Here is a 21,082-nt window from a genome sequence, read left to right on the forward strand (position 1 = left end):
ACTTGAGCCCTACCGCGGAATTACTGAGCCCTGCCGCGGACGGGTCCCGGCCAGCCAGGAGGACCAGTTGGCTCGGCCCAGTCCCAGACCGCCATGTCGCCGGGCGGGTATTGGGCGCACACGTCAGTGGCCTTGGCCACGACGCCCTTGTTGTTGAAGAAGAGCTTCATGTGGTTCGGCCACGCGTACCAGAGCGGGTCGTTGTTGAAGAAGTTCTCGGAATACGTCCGGCGGTCCTCCGGCGACAGCGAGTAGAACCAATGCACCTTGTCGATCGTCGCCTGCTGGACGTTCGGGTGGTTGTCGAAGTCGATCATGTAGCGCTGGTAGTACACCGGACTGGTGTCGCGGGTGGCCGCCATGATCTGCTCCGCGTCGCAGGTGGTGTTGATCATCCTGCGCGGGATCGGGAAGTCCTCCGTGGAATCGGCCACGGCGGTTTTCGGGAACGCCGTAGCGGCGATCCCCAAAGCGAAGACAGCGACGCCTGCACGCAGGCCAGTGATCAGCCGGGACATAGTTGTTACGGTAACACTTTTTGTGCGCCGGGGGACAGGTTCCTAGTCCGTCTCAGCATTGGCCCCGATCAGGCACGATGACGTGCGTGGGGTCGGGCCGCAGCTCCGGCGGGGCCTGGCTGTAGTCGCCGAATGGACCGTCGCGGCGCTCGACCGCGGCCCGAACGCCCTGGGTTTCGGCGGTCTTGACGAAGTCCAGGGCGTCGGGGGTGTTGCGCATCAGGCCGTCGAGGATGCCGCCGAGCGTCTGGGTGGACGCCAACCCCATGTTTTCGTAGGCCTGGTTCACGATCAGCTTCTGCGCCTGCAGCTGCGACAGCGGAATCCGGGCCAGCTCGCCGGCGATCTCGGCGACGCGGGCCTCGAGGCGCTCGAACGGCACCGCCTCGTTGATCAGCTCGACCTCGGCCGCCTGCACGCCGGTCAGCGGCCGCCCGGTCAGCGAATGCCACTTGGCCTTGGCGAAGCTGAGCCGATAGAGCCACATCCCGCTCAGGTATGCGCCCCACATCCTGCTGTACGGGGTGCCGATCACCGCGTCGTCGCTGGCGATGACCAGGTCCGCGCACAGCGCGTAGTCGCTGGCCCCGCCCACGCACCAGCCGTGCACCTGGGCGATGACCGGCTTGGATGCCCGCCAAATGGCCATGAACTTCTGCGTCGGCCCGGTCTCGCGGGAGGTGACCATCGCGAAGTCCTTGCCGGGATCCCACTTGCCGTCGGTCATCATCGACTCGCCCCAGTGCACGAAGCCGCCGCCGAAGTCGTAACCGCCGGAGAACGCCCGGCCCGCGCCGCGCAGCACGATGACCTTGACGGCCGGGTCCCGCTCCGCCAGCCCGACGGCCGCCTCGATCTCGTCGGGCATGGGCGGCACGATCGTATTGAGCTGCTCCGGACGGTTCAGCGTGATGGTGGCCACCGGGCCGGCCGTCGTGTACAGGAGCGTCTCGAAGTCGCTGGTCGGCATGGCTTCCTTACGGGTCGGGCTGACGGTTTTCCGGTAACGACGCGTAGATGCGGTCGCCGATCTTCAGATACGGCGTCGTCAGGTAAGCCGACAGGACGACGAGGCCGGAGAAGATCACCGCCACGCAGACGGCGTTGGGCCAGAGCCTGCCCGTGCCGGCCGCGAAGCAGACGGTGCCGATGATCGCGGTCGCCCAGTAGAACCGGCGGCCGGCACGGCGGTCACCGATGAAGCGGTAGCGTGCCTGCGCCGCCGAGACCAGGACGAAGATCAATCCGGTCGCCAGCAGGGTGAGTTCGATGCGTTGGGTCGCTGACACGCCGACGATCTTATGGCCTGGTCAGCATCCGCCACAGGAACGAGTAGGTCAGCGCCGATTTGAACGCGACTTGTTGGTTGTCGGCCGCCCCGGCGTGGCCGCCCTCGATGTTCTCGTAGTAGTAGACGCGATGACCCGCCGCCTCCAGCGCGGCCGTCATCTTGCGGGCGTGGCCCGGATGCACCCGATCGTCGCGGGTGGACGTGGTCATCAGCACCGGCGGGTAGTGACGCGTAGCCGAGATGTTCTGGTAGGGCGAGTATTCGGAGATGAACGCCCAGTCGTCCGGGTTGTCGGGGTCGCCATATTCGGCCATCCACGAGGCGCCCGCGAGCAGCAGGTGGTAGCGCTTCATGTCCAGCAACGGCACGCTACAGACCAGCGCGCCGAATCGCTCCGGGTACTGGGTCAGCATGATGCCCATCAGCAGACCACCATTGCTGCCGCCCTGCGCGCCGAGCTGGTCGACGCCTGCGATGCCGCGATTCACCAAATCGGTTGCCACCGCGGCGAAGTCCTCCGCCACCTTGTGCCGGTTCTCGCGCATGGCCTGGGTGTGCCAGCCGGGCCCGTACTCACCGCCGCCGCGGATGTTGGCCAGCACGTAGGTGCCGCCGCGGGCCAGCCACAGCCGGCCGAGCACGCCGCTGTAGGCGGGGGTGTTCGCGGATTCGAAGCCGCCGTAGCCGTACAGCATGGTCGGCCCCGGCCCCCGCGCATCGGCGGGCCGCACCACGAAGTACGGGATCGGCGTCCCGTCCTGCGAGTTCACGAAATGCTGTGCCACCGTGAGGTTCCCGGCGTCGAAGAAGGCGGGCGCCGACTTGATCTGCTCGAGTGGGCCGGCGCCGGTGCCGCGCATGAGCCGCGAGGGCGTGACGAATCCGCTGGAGTCGAGGAAGAACTCGTCGCCGGTGTCGTCGGCGGCGACGACGACGGTGTTGGTCGCGTCGGGGATGCCGGCGACCGGCTCGCGCCGCCAGATACTCGGTGACGATCGCAAGCGCGGCGAAGCCGGGCGCAGGGGGTCGTCACGCGAGGGCGGCGTGACGATCTCCACCCGGCTGGCCACGTCGGCGAGGGTGACCATCAACAGGCGGTCGCGCGTCCAGGCGTAGTGGTTCAGCGCGGTGTGCTCGTCCGGCTCGAACACCACGCTCAATTCGGCCGTGCCCGATAAGAATTCGTCATAGTTGGCCGCCAGCAGGGAGCCGGCGGGATAGCTCTGAGCGCCGTAGAACCAATCGGTGCGCAGTTCGATCAGCAGCCACTCCCGGTGTATCGACAGGCTCGCGTCGGTGGGCGCGTCGATCCGGATCAGCTCGGGGCCGCGCAGTTCGTAGACCTCTTCGTTCCAGAAGTCGAGGGCCCGCCCCAGCAGGGTGCGCTCGAAGCCTGGGGTGCGGTCCACCGAGGCGGACACGCGGACGTCGCTGCGCGCGCCTTCGAACACGATTTCCGCGTCGGCCAGCGGGGTGCCCCGCCGCCACCGCTTGATCACCCGCGGGTAGCCCGAATCGGTGAGCGAGTCGGCGCCGAAGTCCGTTCCCACCAGGACGGTATCGGGATCCACCCACGCCAGTTGCGACTTGGCCTCCGGCAGCGCGAATCCGTCACGGACGAATTCGCATGTGGCCATGTCGAATTCACGCACGATGGAGGCGTCCGAGCCGCCCCTGGACAGCGCGACCAGGGCGCGCGTGTACTCCGGTTCGATGACGCCGGCGCCGGCCCACACCCACTTCTCGTCGTCGGTGCGGCCCAACTCGTCGACATCGATCAGCACGTCCCAGGCGGGGGCATCGGTCCGATAGCTTTCCAGCGTGGTGCGCCGCCACAGCCCGCGCGGGTTGTCGGCGTCGCGCCAGAAGTTGTAGAGGTACTCGCCGCGGCGGACCACGTACGGGATGCGGGCGTCGGTGTCGAGCACCTCGAGCGCCTCGGTGCGCATTCGCTCGAACTCCGCGTCGCGGAAGGTCGCCAGCGTCGGTTCGTTGCGTGCCCGCACCCAATCCAGCGCCTCCTCGCCGGTGACGTCTTCGAGCCACAGGTAGGGGTCACGGTCGTCGTCGGGGGCCGCAGGGGCTTGCGATGTCATGACCGCCATTGTGGCCTCCGGCGGTAGTGTGAGGTGTATTACACAGGTGAGCGAGGAGTGAGAGCAGATGACTGTTTTCGCACGTCCAGGTTCCGCTGGGGCGTTGATGTCGTATGAAGCCCGCTACGACAACTTCATCGGGGGCGAATGGGTCCGGCCCGCGCAGGGCCGCTATTTCGAGAACCCGACACCGGTGACCGGCCAGCCGTTCTGCGAGGTGGCCCGGTCCGACGAGGCCGATGTCGAGAAGGCGCTCGACGCGGCCCACGGGGCGGCAGGGGGGTGGGGCAAGACCCCACCGGCCGAACGGGCGGCGATCCTGAACAAGGTCGCCGACCGGATCGAGGAGAACAAGGCCGCGCTGGCGGTGGCCGAAGTGTGGGACAACGGCAAACCGATCCGCGAGGCGCTGGGCGCCGACATCACGCTGGCGGTCGACCATTTCCGCTACTTCGCCGGGGCGATCCGCGCGCAGGAGGGTTCACTGTCCCAGATCGACGAGGACACCGTCGCCTACCACTTCCACGAGCCGCTCGGCGTGGTCGGGCAGATCATTCCATGGAACTTCCCGATCCTGATGGCCACCTGGAAGCTGGCCCCCGCGCTGGCGGCCGGCAACGCGGTGGTGCTCAAACCCGCCGAGCAGACGCCGGTTTCGGTGCTCTACCTGATGTCGCTGATCGGTGACCTGTTGCCCGCGGGTGTGGTCAACGTCGTAAACGGGTTCGGCGCCGAGGCGGGCAAGCCGCTGGCGTCGAGCAACCGGATCGCCAAGATCGCGTTCACCGGGGAGACCACCACCGGACGGCTGATCATGCAGTACGCGTCGCAGAACCTGATCCCGGTCACCCTCGAGCTCGGCGGCAAGAGCCCCAACATCTTCTTCTCCGACGTGATGGCCAAGGGCGACGACTTCCAGGACAAGGCGCTCGAGGGCTTCACCATGTTCGCCCTCAACCAGGGCGAAGTGTGCACCTGCCCGTCGCGCAGCCTGGTCCAGTCCGACATCTACGACGAGTTCCTGGAGCTGGCCGCCATCCGGACCAAGGCGGTGCGGCAGGGTGATCCGCTGGACACCGAGACGATGCTGGGTTCGCAGGCATCCAACGACCAGCTGGAAAAGGTGTTGTCCTACATCGAGATCGGCAAGGACGAGGGCGCCAAGGTCATCACCGGCGGGGAGCGCGCCGAGCTTGGCGGCGACCTGTCCGGCGGTTACTACATGCAGCCGACGATTTTCGCCGGCAACAACAAGATGCGGATCTTCCAGGAGGAGATCTTCGGCCCGGTGGTGGCGGTGACGTCGTTCTCCGACTACGACGACGCGATCTCGATCGCCAACGACACCCTCTACGGTCTGGGTGCGGGGGTGTGGAGCCGCGACGGCAACACCGCCTACCGGGCCGGGCGGGACATCCAGGCCGGTCGGGTGTGGGTCAACTGCTACCACGTGTATCCCGCCCACGCCGCGTTCGGCGGCTACAAGCAATCGGGCATCGGCCGGGAGAACCACAAGATGATGCTCGACCACTACCAGCAGACCAAGAACCTGATGGTGTCCTACTCCGATAAGGCGCAGGGCTTCTTCTAGATGGCATCGGGTCCCGTAACAGGGGTGGTCATCACCGCGGACGCCGCCGAATTGTTGGAGCGACTGCAGGACCGGCACGGCCCGGTGATGTTCCACCAGTCCGGCGGCTGCTGCGACGGGTCGTCGCCGATGTGCTACCCCCTCGGTGATTTCCTCGTCGGCGACCGCGACGTGTTGCTCGGGGTGCTCGACGTCGGAACGGACGGGGTGCCGGTGTGGATCTCCGGCCCGCAGTATCAGACCTGGAAGCACACCCAGCTCGTCATCGACGTGGTCCCGGGCCGGGGCGGCGGGTTCAGCCTGGAGGCGCCCGAAGGGGTGCGGTTCCTGTCCCGCGGCCGCGTCTTCACCGACGACGAACAGGCCGGGCTGCGGGACGCCCGGGTCATCACCGGCGCCGACTACGAACGTGGCGAACGCCCTTGCGCGCGCGGTCAGGTGGTGACTGACGCGGCATTCCGAACGTGCCCTCCGGGTCGGTGACACCAGTAATGTCGAAATCGTGATCCCCCTCCCGCGTCCGCGGTTGTTGGCCGGCGCCATGCTGATCGGCGCCGCCGTCGGGCTGTTGGCGGGGGTGGGACTCGCCGGGACCGTCCATCCGAGCTACCGCCCGGTCTTCGCCGTCGCGCTGGTGGTCGGGATTCCGAGCGTCGCCGGGCTGCTGACAATCCTCTTCTCCGGACGTCGGTGGGTGACGATGCTCGGCGCGTTCATCCTGGCGCTGGCGCCCGGCTGGTTCGGTGTGCTCGTCGCCCTCCAGGTGACCGCCCATGGCTGACGACGACACCCCGTCGAGCCCGGGCACCCAGGCGTGGAAGCCCGACTTCTCCGATTCCGACGAGGACACCGGCACCCAATCGTGGGTGCCGGACTTCTCGGACGACTCCGAGGACGCCGGCGAGCAGCCCGCCGCCGCGAAGGACGAACCGGAAAGGGCCGAGCCGGCCGCGTCCGAACAGGGCGCCGACGCCGAATCCGCTGTCGCGCCGGTGCAACCCGTCACCGTTCCCGGGCGCTACCTCTACCTGAAGTGGTGGAAGCTGCTGCTGACGATCCTCGGGGTGTGGTGTGTGGCGGCCGTCGTCGGGTTCGGCCTGTTCTATTGGTGGTATCACTCGACCGACCAGACCGCAGCGCTCTTCGCGGTCCTGGTGTACGTGGTGGCGTGCGCCGTCGGTGGCGTGCTGCTCGCGATGGTCGAGGGCAGGCCGCTGGTCTCGGCGCTCTCGCTGGCGGTGATGTCGGGGCCGTTCGCCTCCCTGGCCGCCGCGGCGCCCCTGCACGGCTATTACCACTGCGCGCGGGTGGGCCACTGCCTCCTCGGCCTCATTCCGTATTAACGCCCCGCCCGGACGGCCACTAGGGTAGGGGCCGTGACCCATTTTGACGTCGTCGTCCTCGGGGCCGGTCCCGGCGGATATGTCGCAGCCATTCGCGCCGCACAGCTCGGCCTGAACACCGCAGTCGTCGAGCCGAAATACTGGGGCGGAGTCTGCCTCAACGTCGGCTGCATCCCGTCCAAGGCGTTGCTGCGCAACGCCGAGTTGGTCCACATCTTCACCAAAGAGGCCAAGGCTTTCGGGATGAACGGCGAGGCGACGTTCGACTACGGCGCCGCCTTCGATCGCAGCCGCAAGGTGGCCGAGGGTCGGGTCGCGGGCGTGCACTTCTTGATGAAGAAGAACAAGATCACCGAGATCAACGGGTACGGCCGATTCACCGACGCCAACACGTTGTCGGTGGACCTCAACGACGGCGGGACCGAGACCCTTACGTTCGACAACGCCATCATCGCCACCGGCAGCAGCACCCGGCTGGTGCCCGGAACGTCGCTGTCGGCCAACGTGGTGACCTACGAGGAACAGATCCTCTCCCGCGAGCTGCCCGAGTCGATCGTCATCGCCGGTGCCGGCGCGATCGGCATGGAGTTCGGCTACGTCATGAAGAACTACGGCGTGGACGTGACCATCGTGGAGTTCCTGCCGCGCGCGCTGCCCAACGAGGACGCCGACGTCTCCAAGGAGATCGAGAAGCAATTCAAGAAGCTGGGCATCAAGATCCTCACCGGGACCAAGGTCGAGTCCATCTCCGACAACGGTGCCGAGGTGACCGTCGTGGTCAGCAAGGGCGGTAATTCCGAGGAAATCAAGGCCGCAAAAGTGTTGCAGGCCATCGGTTTTGCGCCCAACGTCGAGGGCTATGGCCTGGAGAATGCCGGCGTCGCGCTGACCGACCGCAAGGCCATCGGTATCAACGAATACATGATCACCAGCGTGCCGCACATCTACGCCATCGGTGACGTCACCGGGAAATTGATGCTGGCCCACGTCGCCGAGGCGATGGGTGTGGTGGCGGCCGAAACCATCGCCGGCGCAGAGACTTTGGCGCTCGGCGACTACCGGATGCTGCCGCGGGCCACGTTCTGCCAGCCCCAGGTGGCCAGCTTCGGGCTGACCGAGCAGCAGGCACGCGACGAAGGCCACGACGTCGTGGTGGCGAAGTTCCCGTTCACCGCCAACGGCAAGGCGCATGGCCTGGGCGACCCCAGCGGCTTCGTCAAGCTGGTCGCCGACGCGAAGCATCTCGAGCTGCTCGGCGGGCACCTGATCGGCCACGACGTGTCCGAGCTGCTGCCCGAGCTGACGCTGGCGCAGAAGTGGGACCTGACCGCCAACGAGCTGGCGCGCAACGTGCACACGCATCCGACCATGTCGGAGGCGCTGCAGGAGTGCTTCCACGGCCTGGTCGGCCACATGATCAACTTCTGACCACATGCGCAGCGACATCGTTCTGGGGGCCATCGGCGGCCTCGCCGCGGGCTACGTCCTGTGGTTGGCGGCCTTTTCGATCGCCGACGACAACGCGGCGGTGGGGCAGTGGGCCCCGACGGTGTTGCTGCTGTCGCTCGCGCTGGCGGTCTGCGCCACGATGTGGGCGTCATTGCTGCGCCGGCGCAGGAAATACGCCTGGTCGGGATTCGGGTTCGGGCTCTCCGTGCCGCCGCTGCTGCTGACGCTTGCCGTGCTCGCCAGCGTCTACCTCTGACGGGCGCGGGTCTAGCGGGGGTTGTCCAGCGGAATGTCCAGGGCCGCCATCGTCGCGGCCAGGCCGTCGTATTGGCTTGCCAGCAAGCAGAATTCGATCAGCTGACGCCGGTCCAGGTGCTCCGCGAGCTGCTGCCACGTGGCGTCGGTGATGGTGCGGTCCTTGACGAACTCGTCGGTGGCCGTCAGCAGCGCCTGCTGGCGCACGGTCAGGCGCGCCTCGACGCGGTCCTGCCGTTCGGGCCACGCGAAGATGGCGGCCTGCAGGTCGGCGTCGAGCCCCTGCTTGGCGGCCATCCGGCGATGGTGCTGCAGTTCGTATTCGCAACCGCGCACATGCGCGACCCGCAGGATCACCAGCTCGGTGTCGATCGCCGGCAGCCGGCCCCGCAGCACGCGGCCGCTGTAAATGCTCCACGCCAAGAACAGCAGGCGGTGCTGACCCAGCGTGGTGAACAGATGCATCTCGGGCGCCCGGACCGTGCGCGCGGCCAGCTTCGCGAGAACCCAGTTGACCGGGCCCAGTTCGCGGAACCGCCCCGACGGGATGCGGCCGTTCGCAGCGCCGGTCACGGTTGCTTCACCAGATACGGGGAGACCGTGCTGCGGTGCTCGTCGAGATCCAGGGCGCGCCCCAAGGCCGGGAACGCCCGCTGCGGGCAGTTGTCGCGTTCGCAGACCCGGCAACCCGCGCCGATCGGTGTGGCCACTGTTCCTGAATCCCCCGAGACGTCGAGTCCTTCCGAGTAGACGAGCCGGTGCGCATGGCGCAGCTCGCAGCCCAGCCCGATCGCGAAGGTTTTACCCGGCTGACCATACCGGGCGGCCCGTCGCTCCACGGTCCGGGCCACCCACATGTAGTTGCGGCCGTCGGGCATCTGGGCGATCTGGACCAGGATCTTGCCCGGGTTGGCGAACGTTTCGTACACGTTCCACAGCGGACAGGTGCCACCGCTGGACGAGAAGTGGAACCCGGTGGCGGACTGGCGTTTTGACATGTTGCCGGCACGGTCGACGCGGACGAACGAGAACGGCACGCCGCGCATCGATGGCCGTTGCAGCGTCGAAAGCCGGTGCGCGATGGTCTCGTAGCTCACCGAGTAGAAGGAGGACAACCGCTCGACGTCGTAGCGGAAGTTCTCCGAGACGTCGTGGAATTGGTGGTAGGGCAGCACCGCGGCCGCGGCGAAGTAGTTGGCCAGCCCCAGTCGCGCCAGCGTGTGCGACTCGTCGCTGGTGAACTTGCCCTCCTCCACCAGGTGATCGATGAGGTCGCCGTACTCGAGGTAGGCCAATTCGGCGGCCATCTTGAACACCTGCTGACCGAGCGAGAGGTGGTTGCTGATCTCGAGCGTCTTGGTCCCGGGGTCGTACCGGTGCAACACGGTGTCACCGAGATCGATCCGCCTGTTGATGTGCACGCCGTGCACTTCGGTCAGCCGGCGGTTCAGCTCGCGGGCCAGGTCGCCGTGGTGCATCCGCATCTGGATCGTGAGATCTTCGGCGGCGGTGTCCAGCTCGTGCAGATAGTTCTGGCGTTGGTAGAAGTAGTCGCGCACCTCCTCGTGCGGCATGGTGATCGAGCCGCTGCCGCTGCCGTCGGAGAACCGCTCCTCGGTCGCGGCGGCCAGTTGCGCCGTGGTGATCCGGTAGCGCCGGTGCAGGTTGACCACCGCGCGGGCCAGGGTGGGGTGGGCGCTGACCATCTCTGCCACCTCGGTCGGGTCGACGTCGATGTCCAGGTCGCGGTCCATGGTCACCTCGCGCAGCTCGGCGACCAGCCGGGTGTCGTCCTGCGAGGCGAAGAACGTCGCATCCACGCCGAACACCTCGGTGATCCGCAGCAGCACCGCCACCGTGAGGGGACGCACGTCGTGCTCGATCTGGTTCAGGTAGCTCGGGGAGATCTCCAGCATCTGGGCTAGGGCGGCTTGGGAGAAGCCGCGCTCGTGGCGCAGTTGGCGGACCCGGGAGCCGACGAAGGTCTTGGACACTTCCCCCAGGGTACCGGGGTTGCGAAGTGGAGGTTGGCAGAGTTCGCAGCGGCGCGGATCGCGTCGCAATTGGTTTTTGGCCGGGGGCGTTGGCATGATTCGCAACGGAGGCCCCAGGGTTGGCCTGGGGTGCCCACGAGGAGGAAACGGGGAGCACAGCCGTGAGCCTGGACAAAGAACTGATGCCGGTTCCCGACGGCCACCCCGATGTGTTCGATCGCGAATGGCCGCTGCGGGTGGCCGACATCGACCGCACGGGCCGGCTGCGGCTGGACGCAGCGTGCCGGCACATCCAGGACATCGGCCAGGACCAGCTGCGCGAGATGGGTTTCGAGGAGACGCACCCGCTGTGGATCGTTCGCCGCACGATGCTCGACCTGATCCGTCCGATCGAATTCCAGGACATGCTGCGCTGTCGCAGGTGGTGTTCGGGCACCTCGAACCGGTGGTGTGAGATGCGGGTCCGCGTCGACGGGCGCAAGGGCGGACTGATCGAGTCCGAGGCCTTCTGGATCAACATCAACCGGGAAACCCAGATGCCGTCGCGCATCTCCGACGACTTCCTCGCGGGCTTGCACAAGACCACCTCCGTCGACCGCCTGCGGTGGAAGGGCTACCTGAAGCCGGGCAGCCGCGACGACGCGCAGGAGATCCACGAGTTTCCCGTCCGCGTCACCGACATCGACCTGTTCGACCACATGAACAACTCCGTGTACTGGAGCGTCGTCGAGGACTATTTGGCATCGCACCTGGCATTGATGGCGCGGCCGCTACGCATCACGATCGAGCACGAGGCGCCGGTGGCGCTGGGCGACAAGCTGGAGATCATCTCGCACATCCATCCGGCCGGTTCGACCGAGCAGTTCGGTCCCGGGCTGGTCGACCGCCCTGTTACAACGCTCACATATGTGGTCGGCGACGAGACGAAAGCGGTCGCCGCGCTCTTCAACCGCTAAACCGGACAAGCGTCCCGCTAAATTACCGCTGACCAGCGGATATTGGGTTACTGACCGGTAGTTTCTGAAACGGTTAAGTTCCCGTTCATCTTCGCAAGATTTGCTAATCGGGGCGGAGTCGTTGCCGAAATTGGCAAATGAAACGGGTGGACCTGCGCCAATGGCTGTGCCATCTTCGAATTAGCACACCAGCGAAGTTGAGCCGCTAGCTGCCGCCGGTGAAGCGTTTCATCCACCCAGTAGTGAAGATTCGTTAAGGAGCATGCCCAATGTCTGTCGTTGGCACCCCCAAGAGCCCGGAACAGATCCAGAAGGACTGGGACACCAACCCGCGTTGGAAGGGTGTCACCCGCACCTACAGCGCCGAGGACGTCGTCGCCCTGCAGGGCACCGTGGTCGAGGAGCACACGCTGGCTCGCCGCGGCGCCGAGGTGCTGTGGGAGCAGCTGCACGACCTGGAATGGATCAACGCGCTCGGCGCTCTGACCGGCAACATGGCCGTTCAGCAGGTCCGCGCCGGCCTGAAGGCGATCTACCTGTCGGGTTGGCAGGTCGCCGGTGACGCCAACCTGTCCGGCCACACCTACCCCGACCAGAGCCTGTACCCGGCCAACTCCGTGCCGCAGGTGGTGCGTCGCATCAACAACGCGCTGCTGCGCGCCGACGAGATCGCCCGGGTCGAGGGCGACACCTCGGTGGAGAACTGGCTGGCCCCGATCGTGGCCGACGGTGAGGCCGGCTTCGGCGGTGCGCTGAACGTCTATGAGCTGCAGAAGGCGATGATCGCGGCGGGCGTCGCGGGCTCGCACTGGGAGGACCAGCTCGCGTCGGAGAAGAAGTGCGGTCACCTCGGCGGCAAGGTGCTCATCCCGACCCAGCAGCACATCCGGACGCTGACCTCGGCCCGCCTGGCGGCCGACGTCTGCGACGTGCCGACCGTCGTCATCGCCCGGACGGATGCCGAGGCGGCGACCCTGATCACCTCCGACGTCGACGAGCGTGACCAGCCGTTCATCACCGGTGAGCGGACCAAGGAAGGCTTCTACCGGGTGCGCAACGGCCTGGAGCCCTGCATCGCCCGGGCCAAGGCCTACGCGCCGTTCGCCGACCTGATCTGGATGGAGACCGGCACACCGGACCTCGACCTGGCCGCCAAGTTCGCCGAGGGCGTCAAGGCTGAGTTCCCCGACCAGATGCTGGCCTACAACTGCTCGCCGTCGTTCAACTGGCGCAAGCACCTGGATGACGCCACCATCGCGAAGTTCCAAAAGGAGCTTGCCGCAATGGGATTCAAGTTCCAGTTCATCACGCTGGCCGGCTTCCACGCGCTGAACTACTCGATGTTCGATCTGGCCTACGGCTACGCCCGCAACCAGATGACCGCGTACGTGGAGCTGCAGGAGCGCGAGTTCGCCGCCGAGGAGCGCGGTTACACCGCGACCAAGCACCAGCGCGAGGTCGGTGCCGGTTACTTCGACCGCATCGCCACCACGGTTGACCCCACCTCGTCGACCACCGCGCTGACCGGCTCCACCGAAGAGGGTCAGTTTCACTGAGGACGAGCGGGCCTCGGCCCGCGAGGACGAAGTGAAACCGATGGCTTGAGGCACTGAGGACGAGCGGGCCTCGGCCCGCGAGGAGAGCAGAGCGGATCAGCACGGCTGCGATCCAGATTGTGCGAATCTGCCCCTGTTCACCGTGAAGTAGCATTGGCCCCGCCCAGCGATCCTGGGCGGGGCCTATTGCGGTGCAAGACGATACGAAACCGAAAGAGACGACAGTGAGCGACGCAGCGATTCAACGGGTAGGGGTTGTCGGGGCCGGCCAGATGGGATCCGGCATTGCCGAAGTCTCGGTCCGCGCCGGTGTCGACGTGACGGTGTTCGAAACCACCGAGGCACTGATCACCGCCGGACGCAACCGCATCGTCAAGTCGCTGGAGCGCGGCGTAAGCGCGGGCAAGGTCACCGAGCGCGAGCGTGACCGCGCGCTGAGCAAGCTCACCTTCACCACCGATCTGAAGGACCTCGCCGACCGCCAGCTGGTCATCGAGGCGATCGTCGAGGACGAGGCCGTCAAGGCGGACATCTTCGCCGAACTCGACCGCGCCATCAGCGATCCCGACGCGGTGCTGGCATCCAACACGTCCAGCATCCCGATCATGAAGATCGCCGCCGCGACCAAGAACCCGCAGCGAGTGCTGGGCCTGCACTTTTTCAACCCCGTGCCGGTGCTGCCGCTGGTCGAGTTGGTCAGCACGTTGGTCACCGACGAAGCCGCCGCCGCGCGCACCGAGGAGTTCGCGAGCGCGGTCCTGGGCAAGCAGGTGGTGCGCTGCTCCGACCGGTCCGGCTTTGTCGTGAACGCGCTGTTGGTTCCCTACCTGTTGTCGGCAATTCGCATGGTGGAGGCCGGATTTGCCACCATCGAGGACGTCGACAAAGCGGTTGTCGCCGGGCTGTCGCACCCGATGGGCCCGCTGCGGCTGTCCGACCTGGTTGGCCTGGACACCCTGAAACTGATCGCGGACAAGATGTTCGAGGAATTCAAGGAACCGCAGTACGGCCCACCGCCGCTGTTGCTGCGCATGGTGGAGGCGGGCCGGCTCGGCAAGAAGACCGGCCAGGGCTTCTACACGTACTGACGGCTGAGCCGACTCTGGGCTACTTCTTCTTCTCCAGGGTGAACTGGTCGACGTCGGTGTAGCCCTGGCGGAACAGCTTCGCGCAGCCGGTCAGGTACTTCATGTACCGGTCGTAGACCTCTTTGGACTGGATGGTGACGGCCTCCTCGCGATTGGCCGCCAGCGCGGCCGCCCACGTCTCCAGCGTCCTCGCGTAATGCAGCTGCAGCGAGTGCACCCGGGTCAGTTCGAAGCCCGCGGTGACCGCGTACTCGCCGACGGTCTGCGGTGTCGGCAGCCAGCCCCCCGGGAAGATCTCGGTCAGGATGAACTGCGAGAAGTGAACGATCTCGTGGGTCAAAGTCATGCCACGCGCCCGCGCGTCCTTGAAGGACGGGCGAACGATGGTGTGCAGCAACATCGCTCCATCGGAGGGCAGCGCCTGATACGCCATCTTGAAGAAGCGGCCGTAGCGCTGGCGGCCGAAGTGTTCGAAGGCGCCGATGGAGACGATGCGGTCGACGGGCTCGTGAAACTTCTCCCACCCCTCCAGCAGGACCCGCCGGGTGCGGGGGGTGTCTAGCTCGTCGAACATGGCTTGCACGTGCTTGGCCTGATTCTCCGACAACGTCAGGCCCACGACGTTGACGTCGTACTTCTCGATCGCCCGCCGCATGGTGGCGCCCCAGCCGCAGCCGATGTCCAGCAACGTCATCCCCGGCTCGAGATTCAGCTTGCCCAGCGCCAGGTCGATCTTGGCGAGCTGCGCCTCTTCCAGCGTCATGTCGTCACGCTCGAAGTAGGCGCAGCTGTACGTCTGGGTAGGGTCCAGGAACAGCCGGAAGAAGTCATCGGACAGGTCGTAGTGGGCTTGCACGTTTCCAAAATGCGGCGTGAGCTGCACGGACATGTCGAGAAGAGCCTTTCATTATGCGGAACCAGGGGCGGCTGACCAGCACGACGCACCCTCGCGTCACCCCCCATGCATCCCTGCATGTTAGTCGCTGCGGCTATGCGAGTCGTCCGGCCGAGCGAGTCATAAGCGTCACACGAGACGCCTGGAAAAGACAAAAGACGGTCGGCCGCTCCGGTCCGGAAGGCGCCTAGAGCGGGGCCTCATCCTCACGCCCGCGGGGCGGCACGATGGGGGAAGGATGGGGCTCTTCGCGGAACTTCTCCAGCGATCCGCCCACCTCGACGATGCCCTTCAGCGCGTTCCAGCTCAGCATCGTCAGGTAGTCGATCAACTCGTCGCGACTCATCCGCGGATCCGACATCCACGAGTGAGTGGCCAGCTGCACGCCACCGACGATCAGGTAGGCCCACGGTTCCGCGCCGCGGGTGTCCATCCCCGCCTGTTGCATGCGGCGGCGCATCAGCACCGCCAGCATGCGGGCGATGATCCGCTCGGAGTCGGCGATCACCTTGCTCTTGCTGGCCGAGCTGTTGGACATCACAAAGCGATACGGCTCGGGTTCGTTCGCGACGGTTTCGACGTACACCCGGATGACCTCCCGGGTCAGGTCGAAGCCGTCGAGATTGGATGTCAGCGCCGACGCCATATTTGGAATCAGGGTGGTTTGGGTGAACCGCATCATGACGGCGGTCGTCAGGTCGTTCTTGTCGACGAAGTAGCGATACAACACCGTCTTGGAGACGCCGATCTCCGCGGCAATCTCGTCCATGCTCAATGTGCCGCCGCGCCGCCGGATCGCGTCGATCGTCCCGTCTACCAACTCGTTGCGCCGCTCCACCTTGTGTTGATGCCAGCGCCGCTTGCGACCGTCCGTCTTGGCCGTCACAGCCAACATTTGCTCTGTCACTGTCGCCTATTTCCCATTCATCTAGACGACCTCGATACTACGGTGTGCGCGCCTGTTCCGGACTGTGGCCGCGCCCCGCTGCGCCTCCCCGAACAGTGCCGTCACACCAATCGGCCGCGACGATGAATGATGGAGTGGTGGTACACAGAGCCTCGCCTCGAGGCGCAGCGCCGGGCCCCCGAGCCGCGGGGCCGGACTCGACGACGCCGTTGACCGGAACCGGGCGACCGCACGCGTCGTTGGCCGAATCGTTCGCGGGTGCCGATCCGCAGGCCGATGCGGAGCGCCGGGTGGCGCTGCGCCGGATGAAGGCGGTGGCGCTGGGCTTCCTGATCGGCGCCACCGGCCTGTTCCTCGCCTGCCGGTGGGCCCAGGCCCACGCCCACCTGGGTGCCTGGGTCGGCTACGTCGGCGCCGCCGCGGAGGCCGGGATGGTGGGCGCGCTGGCCGACTGGTTCGCGGTGACGGCGCTGTTCAGGCATCCGCTCGGTATCCCCATCCCGCACACCGCGATCATCAAGCGCAAGAAGGATCAGCTCGGCGAGGGGCTGGGAACCTTCGTGCGGGAGAACTTCTTGTCGCCGCCGGTGGTGGAGACCAAGCTGCGGGACGCCGAGGTGCCCGGACGGCTCGGCAAGTGGCTGTCGGAGGCCGCGCACGCCGAGCGCGTGGCCAGCGAGACCGCCACGGTGCTGCGGGTGCTGGTGGAGCTACTGCGCGACGACGACGTCCAGCAGGTGATCGACCGGATGATCGTGCGCCGCATCGCCGAACCGCAGTGGGGGCCGCCGGTCGGGCGGGTGTTGGCGACGCTGCTGGCCGAGAATCGGCAGGAGGCGCTGATCCAGTTGTTGGCCGATCGGGCCTTCCAATGGTCGCTGAACGCCGGCGAGGTGATCCAGCGGGTGGTCGAGCGTGACTCGCCGACGTGGTCGCCACGCTTCATCGACCACCTGGTCGGGGACCGCATCCACCGCGAGCTGATGGACTTCACCGACAAGGTGCGCCGCAATCCCGACCACGAGCTGCGCCGGTCGGCGACCCGCTTTCTGTTCGAATTCGCCGACGACCTGCAAAACGACGCAGACACCATCGCGCGCGCAGATGCGATCAAGGAGCAGCTGATGGCGCGCGACGAGATCGCCAACGCCGCCGCCACCGCCTGGAAGACGCTAAAGCGCCTGGTGCTCGAGGGCGTGGACGACCCCTCCAGCACGCTGCGCACCCGCATCACCGACACCGTCGTACGCATCGGGGAATCGCTGCGCGACGACGCCGACCTGCGCGACAAGGTGGACAACTGGATCGTGCGGGCGGCCCAGCACCTGGTTTCGCAGTACGGCGTGGAGATCACCGCCATCATCACCGACACCATCGAGCGCTGGGACGCCGAGGAGGCCAGCCGCCGCATCGAGCTGCACGTGGGTCGTGATCTGCAGTTCATCCGGATCAACGGAACCGTGGTCGGTTCCTTGGCCGGTCTGGTGATCTACGCCGTCGCCCAACTATTTTTCTAGTAGTGCTAACAAGTGCTTGCAAATGCAAGCACTTGTAGTAATCTGGTGGCCGTCCCCATCGATCAGCCGACCAGGAGCACGCCATGGCACCCGAGGAGAAGCTCTCCGCCAAGGTGTCCAACGCCGCCTCCGACATGGCCTCGGACATCGGTAGCTTCATCCGCACCCAGCGCGAACTCGCGCAGGTCTCCGTGCGCCAACTCGCCGAGAAATCCGGGGTCAGCAATCCGTATCTGAGCCAGGTGGAGCGTGGGTTGCGTAAGCCGTCCGCCGACGTGCTCAATCAAATCGCGAAGGCGCTGCGAGTTTCCGCCGAGGTCCTTTATGTGCGGGCCGGGATCCTCGAGCCCAGCGACAAAAGTCAAGTGCGCGACGCCATCATCACCGATACCGCGATTACCGAGCGCCAGAAGCAGGTTCTGCTCGACGTCTACGCATCGTTCACCCAACAAAACGAATCAATCGAATCAACCGACGAGGAGTGTTCCACCGAACCCAACGGCGACGAGTGATCAATGGCCCTTCCGGCCGTCGGGACTTCCGCGTCACGCTAGCGGGTGGTGATGTATCAGCCACCGACCGCACGGGTTACCCAGGGGCGTGAATCCGGTGGTCGCCAGCGGAGAAGGAGACGCTCGCCTTAGCTTTCACAACCAATACCCAAGAACGCCAATAACGGAAAACCATGAAAGGAATAACCATGGCGGACAATTCGAACATCGAAGATTTGCGGGCACCCCTGCTCGCGGCCCTGGGCGCGGCCGACCTGGCCCTGGCCACTGTCAATGACTTGATCGCGAGCCTGCGTGAGCGCGCCGAGGAGACCCGCGCCGACACCCGCACCCGGGTCGAGGAGAGCCGCGCCCGGTTGACCCGGCTGCAGGAGGACCTGCCCGAGCAGCTGGACGAGCTGCGCGAGCGGTTCACCAGCGAGGAACTGCGCAAGGCTGCCGAGGGCTACCTGGACGCGGCGACCAACCGCTACAACGAGCTGGTCGAGCGGGGCGAGGCCGCCCTGCAGCGCCTGCGCAGCCAGACGGGCCTGGACGACGCCTCCGCGCGCGCCGAGGGCTACGTGGACCAGGCCGTCGAGCTGACCCAGGAGGCGCTCGGCACCGTCGCATCGCAGACCCGCGCGGTCGGCGAGCGCGCGGCCAAGCTGGTCGGCATCGAGCTGCCCAAGAAGTCCGACGAGACTGCCAAGAAGGCTCAGAAGGCTGTCGCCAAGAAGGCGCCCGCCAAGAAGGCCCCGGCCAAGAAGGCTCCCGCCAAGAAGGCGTCCGCCAAGAAGGTCACCCAGAAGTAAGTCAAGACGTCGACTCGGAATTGTCTTCGGGCAACTCCGAGTCGACGTTTGGGACGGCGCCCGCATACGCTTAATGCGTGAGCCACCTCGTGGGTACCGTCATGTTGGTCTTGCAGATCGCCGTCTTGGTAACGGCGGTATACGCGTTCGTCCATGCCGCACTGCAGCGGCCCGACGCTTACACCGCCGCCGACAAGCTGACCAAGCCGGTGTGGCTGGTGATCCTCGGTCTGGCTGTGGCCCTGACATCCATCCTGAGTTTTGTTTTCGGGGTACTCGGGATGGCGATCGCCGCATGTGCGGCGGGCGTGTACCTGGTCGACGTGCGGCCGAAACTTCTTGAAATTCAAGGTAAGTCGCGCTAGCGGCATGAACGCCCTGCTGACGGGGCCCGCCGCGGTGCTGGTCGCGCTGTGGGGCCCAGCGGGCGGCGCCGCAGCGGACCCGGCCACGATGTCCCCGCCGTTCATCGACCACACCGAGTGGGCGCATTGGCACGGCCTGAGCAGTCTGCGGGTTTTCCCGACACCATCGGGGCGGCTGGCCGCCAGGCAGTCCGGAAACGCGGCCCTCGCCGACGAGGCGTGGACCGAGGTGCTGGCGCTGTCGCCGGACGCCGACAGCGCCGGGATGCGTGCGCAGTTCATCTGTCATTGGCAGTTCGCCGAACTGGCCGAGCCCGGCAAGAAGAGCTGGAACCTGGAGCCGTGGCGCCCGGTCGTCGACGACACCGACATGGTCACGTCCGGATGCAATCCGGGCGGACCCGAGGAAAGGTTCTAGTGCCGAGCAAACCCACCCGGTCTCAGCTGGCGGCCATGGTCGACCACACCCTGCTCAAGCCCGAGGCCACCGAGGCGGACGTGGCCGCCCTGGTCGCGGAGGCCGCCGAATTGGGCGTCTTCGCCGTGTGCGTCTCGCCGTCGATGGTTCCGGCCGCGGTGCGAGCCGACGGGGGCGTCGCGGTGGCGAGCGTGGCGGGTTTCCCGTCGGGCAAGCACATTTCGGCGGTCAAGGCCCACGAGGCCGAACAGGCCGTGGCGTCCGGCGCCACCGAGGTCGACATGGTCATCGACATCGGCGCCGCGCTGGCCGGAGATATCGAGGCGGTGCGGGCCGATATCGCGGCCGTGCGCGCCGCCGTCCCCGGCGCCGTGCTCAAGGTGATCGTGGAGTCGGCGGTGCTGTTGTCGGGCCCGGACGAGCGCCTGCTCGTGGAGGTATGTCGCGCGGCCGAGGACGCCGGCGCCGACTTCGTCAAGACCTCGACCGGGTTTCACCCCGCCGGCGGCGCCTCGGTGCGCGCGGTCGCCCTGATGAGCCAGACCGTCGGCGGCAGGCTGGGCGTCAAGGCCAGCGGCGGCATCCGCGACGCCACCGCCGCGCTGGCGATGCTGGACGCCGGTGCCACCCGGCTCGGCCTGTCCGGCACGCGGGCGGTGCTCGACGGACTCGACTGAGCCGGCGTCAGAGGTTGGCGAAGCAGGGGTCGTTGTTGTTGCCGGTGGGGATGCTCGCGTTCCGCGTCGAGAAATGGCTCGTCACGCCGCTGGAGGTGACCTGAACGCTGTCCGCGTGAATGCCCAGCGGGTAGTTCTTGGTGAACTGCGAGGTGAAGTCGTCCAGGGTCGACTGCACCGACTCCTTCGGCATCGTGAAGCCGAGCGCGTTGAAGCTGACGATCTGCAGCTGCAGGCCGGTGCCCGACACCACCGGCTTGGTGGTCAGGTTGTCCAACATGCCCTTCAGCTCGATCGTGCCGTCGTTGGGGTGCGTGGTCACCGTGTTGGTGACGAACGGGCCCAGCACCGGAATCGCGTTCTGGACGGATTCCTTGATGCCGTCGGACGTCCAGGTGACGGTCGCGTCGAGCGACCCGATGGTGCCCTTGGAGTCCTGCGTGTCCCTGAGTTGGACGTCGCGGATGTTGATGTCGATCTTCATGCCCTTGGCGTCTCGCACCTGGTTGCCCGCGGTCGACACCGAGATGTTGGTGTAGTGCTTGGTGAGCTGCTGCCACAGCATCAGCGGCGCCACCCCGAACGACGCGGTGGCCTGGTCCTTGACCTCGCACGCCACCGCCTCGGCGACCTTGCTGTTGGCGACGTGACGGACGTACAGCTCCCCCCCGACCAGCGCGGCGATCACCAGGCAAACAACGATGATGCAGACCAGCACCACGGAGAGCGGGTCGCGCAGGAAGCGACGCTTCTTCTTCCCCGCGGCCGGTTCCTCGCCGGGCGTGGGCAGCTTCTCGGTCGCCCCAGCGGGCGGGATCGGCGGGGGCGGCGGCTGTCTCTTATAGACATCTGACGGTGCG

24 protein-coding genes are annotated in these 21,082 nt (G+C 66.6%); 15 read left to right on the forward strand and 9 right to left on the reverse strand.

The genetic code is table 11. The annotated features are described in order from the left end of the window. Positions 1-20 precede the first annotated feature (20 nt). From A5773_RS05905 to A5773_RS05920, 4 genes are read right to left on the reverse strand one after another with little or no spacing between them, the layout of a single operon-like run. Positions 21-518, reverse strand: a complete 498-nt coding sequence (locus A5773_RS05905) for a DUF5078 domain-containing protein (protein WP_066952138.1) — start codon at positions 516-518, stop codon at positions 21-23. 52 nt (positions 519-570) lie between these two features. After that, on the reverse strand, positions 571-1,488 hold the full coding sequence (locus tag A5773_RS05910) for a crotonase/enoyl-CoA hydratase family protein (protein WP_066952140.1): 918 nt from the start codon (positions 1,486-1,488) through the stop codon (positions 571-573). A 7-nt stretch (positions 1,489-1,495) separates the two neighbouring features. Further along, positions 1,496-1,807 (reverse strand): hypothetical protein, encoded by a 312-nt coding sequence (locus A5773_RS05915; protein WP_066952143.1) that lies wholly within the window; start codon positions 1,805-1,807, stop codon positions 1,496-1,498. Between the two features lie 10 nt (positions 1,808-1,817). Beyond that, positions 1,818-3,905 carry a prolyl oligopeptidase family protein gene (locus tag A5773_RS05920; protein ID WP_066952181.1) on the reverse strand — a complete coding sequence of 696 codons (2,088 nt, stop codon included), beginning with the start codon at positions 3,903-3,905 and terminating at the stop codon, positions 1,818-1,820. 67 nt (positions 3,906-3,972) lie between these two features. Here A5773_RS05920 and A5773_RS05925 point away from each other — a divergent pair, with 67 nt between their 5' ends. From A5773_RS05925 to A5773_RS05950, 6 genes are read left to right on the forward strand one after another with little or no spacing between them, the layout of a single operon-like run. Then, on the forward strand, positions 3,973-5,496 hold the full coding sequence (locus A5773_RS05925; protein WP_066952145.1) for an aldehyde dehydrogenase family protein: 1,524 nt from the start codon (positions 3,973-3,975) through the stop codon (positions 5,494-5,496). Further along, positions 5,497-5,979 carry a DUF779 domain-containing protein gene (locus A5773_RS05930; RefSeq protein WP_066952147.1) on the forward strand — a complete coding sequence of 161 codons (483 nt, stop codon included), beginning with the start codon at positions 5,497-5,499 and terminating at the stop codon, positions 5,977-5,979. A gap of 19 nt (positions 5,980-5,998) precedes the next feature. Beyond that, complete coding sequence (locus A5773_RS05935; protein WP_156659441.1) at positions 5,999-6,277, forward strand: putative holin; 279 nt, start codon at positions 5,999-6,001, stop codon at positions 6,275-6,277. Continuing rightward, a complete protein-coding gene (locus A5773_RS05940; RefSeq protein ID WP_066952149.1) occupies positions 6,270-6,839 on the forward strand; it encodes a hypothetical protein in 570 nt (189 codons plus the stop codon). The genes A5773_RS05935 and A5773_RS05940 overlap by 8 nt, the downstream gene beginning before the upstream one ends. A gap of 33 nt (positions 6,840-6,872) precedes the next feature. Beyond that, positions 6,873-8,267, forward strand: coding sequence for a dihydrolipoyl dehydrogenase (gene lpdA, locus A5773_RS05945; RefSeq protein ID WP_067261732.1), 1,395 nt, complete (start codon positions 6,873-6,875; stop codon positions 8,265-8,267). 4 nt (positions 8,268-8,271) lie between these two features. After that, on the forward strand, positions 8,272-8,544 hold the full coding sequence (locus A5773_RS05950) for a hypothetical protein (RefSeq protein ID WP_066952153.1): 273 nt from the start codon (positions 8,272-8,274) through the stop codon (positions 8,542-8,544). A gap of 11 nt (positions 8,545-8,555) precedes the next feature. Here the strand turns inward: A5773_RS05950 and A5773_RS05955 are convergent, their stop codons facing one another. Continuing rightward, complete coding sequence (locus A5773_RS05955) at positions 8,556-9,116, reverse strand: carboxymuconolactone decarboxylase family protein (RefSeq protein WP_066952155.1); 561 nt, start codon at positions 9,114-9,116, stop codon at positions 8,556-8,558. After that, positions 9,113-10,537, reverse strand: coding sequence for an acetate metabolism transcriptional regulator RamB (gene ramB / locus A5773_RS05960; RefSeq protein WP_067789972.1), 1,425 nt, complete (start codon positions 10,535-10,537; stop codon positions 9,113-9,115). Before ramB ends, A5773_RS05955 begins: the two co-directional genes overlap by 4 nt. A gap of 161 nt (positions 10,538-10,698) precedes the next feature. On the opposite strand from ramB, the gene A5773_RS05965 reads away from it, so the two are divergent. The 3 genes from A5773_RS05965 (at position 10,699) to A5773_RS05975 (ending at position 14,137) form a co-directional block, all read left to right on the forward strand. Then, a complete protein-coding gene (locus A5773_RS05965; protein ID WP_066952159.1) occupies positions 10,699-11,493 on the forward strand; it encodes an acyl-[acyl-carrier-protein] thioesterase in 795 nt (264 codons plus the stop codon). Positions 11,494-11,762: 269 nt separating this feature from the next. Then, positions 11,763-13,049: an isocitrate lyase gene (aceA, locus tag A5773_RS05970; RefSeq protein WP_066952161.1), complete on the forward strand. Its 1,287-nt coding sequence runs from the start codon at positions 11,763-11,765 to the stop codon at positions 13,047-13,049. A 224-nt stretch (positions 13,050-13,273) separates the two neighbouring features. Next, positions 13,274-14,137 carry a 3-hydroxybutyryl-CoA dehydrogenase gene (locus A5773_RS05975; RefSeq protein WP_067261804.1) on the forward strand — a complete coding sequence of 288 codons (864 nt, stop codon included), beginning with the start codon at positions 13,274-13,276 and terminating at the stop codon, positions 14,135-14,137. A gap of 19 nt (positions 14,138-14,156) precedes the next feature. Here the strand turns inward: A5773_RS05975 and pcaA are convergent, their stop codons facing one another. Continuing rightward, entirely contained in the window at positions 14,157-15,026 is an 870-nt protein-coding gene (gene pcaA / locus A5773_RS05980) for a cyclopropane mycolic acid synthase PcaA (protein WP_066952163.1), read from the reverse strand. Positions 15,027-15,219: 193 nt separating this feature from the next. Beyond that, on the reverse strand, positions 15,220-15,927 hold the full coding sequence (locus tag A5773_RS05985) for a TetR/AcrR family transcriptional regulator (RefSeq protein ID WP_369817324.1): 708 nt from the start codon (positions 15,925-15,927) through the stop codon (positions 15,220-15,222). A gap of 146 nt (positions 15,928-16,073) precedes the next feature. On the opposite strand from A5773_RS05985, the gene A5773_RS05990 reads away from it, so the two are divergent. The 6 genes from A5773_RS05990 (at position 16,074) to deoC (ending at position 20,222) form a co-directional block, all read left to right on the forward strand. After that, positions 16,074-17,456, forward strand: a complete 1,383-nt coding sequence (locus tag A5773_RS05990) for a DUF445 domain-containing protein (RefSeq protein ID WP_156744741.1) — start codon at positions 16,074-16,076, stop codon at positions 17,454-17,456. An 83-nt stretch (positions 17,457-17,539) separates the two neighbouring features. After that, positions 17,540-17,968 carry a helix-turn-helix domain-containing protein gene (locus tag A5773_RS05995; RefSeq protein ID WP_066952169.1) on the forward strand — a complete coding sequence of 143 codons (429 nt, stop codon included), beginning with the start codon at positions 17,540-17,542 and terminating at the stop codon, positions 17,966-17,968. A gap of 188 nt (positions 17,969-18,156) precedes the next feature. Further along, positions 18,157-18,762 carry a heparin-binding hemagglutinin HbhA gene (gene hbhA, locus A5773_RS06000; RefSeq protein ID WP_066952171.1) on the forward strand — a complete coding sequence of 202 codons (606 nt, stop codon included), beginning with the start codon at positions 18,157-18,159 and terminating at the stop codon, positions 18,760-18,762. A gap of 77 nt (positions 18,763-18,839) precedes the next feature. Then, on the forward strand, positions 18,840-19,127 hold the full coding sequence (locus A5773_RS06005) for a DUF2516 family protein (RefSeq protein WP_040621261.1): 288 nt from the start codon (positions 18,840-18,842) through the stop codon (positions 19,125-19,127). Positions 19,128-19,131: 4 nt separating this feature from the next. Further along, on the forward strand, positions 19,132-19,545 hold the full coding sequence (locus A5773_RS06010; protein WP_067789978.1) for a DUF2599 domain-containing protein: 414 nt from the start codon (positions 19,132-19,134) through the stop codon (positions 19,543-19,545). Further along, positions 19,545-20,222 (forward strand): deoxyribose-phosphate aldolase, encoded by a 678-nt coding sequence (gene deoC, locus A5773_RS06015; RefSeq protein ID WP_156744743.1) that lies wholly within the window; start codon positions 19,545-19,547, stop codon positions 20,220-20,222. Before A5773_RS06010 ends, deoC begins: the two co-directional genes overlap by 1 nt. A gap of 7 nt (positions 20,223-20,229) precedes the next feature. Here deoC and A5773_RS06020 read toward each other — a convergent pair whose 3' ends face one another. Continuing rightward, complete coding sequence (locus tag A5773_RS06020; RefSeq protein ID WP_067789984.1) at positions 20,230-21,039, reverse strand: DUF2993 domain-containing protein; 810 nt, start codon at positions 21,037-21,039, stop codon at positions 20,230-20,232. Between the last annotated feature and the right edge of the window lie 43 nt (positions 21,040-21,082).

Source organism: Mycobacterium sp. 852014-52450_SCH5900713 (assembly GCF_001667075.1).
GTDB lineage: Bacteria > Actinomycetota > Actinomycetes > Mycobacteriales > Mycobacteriaceae > Mycobacterium.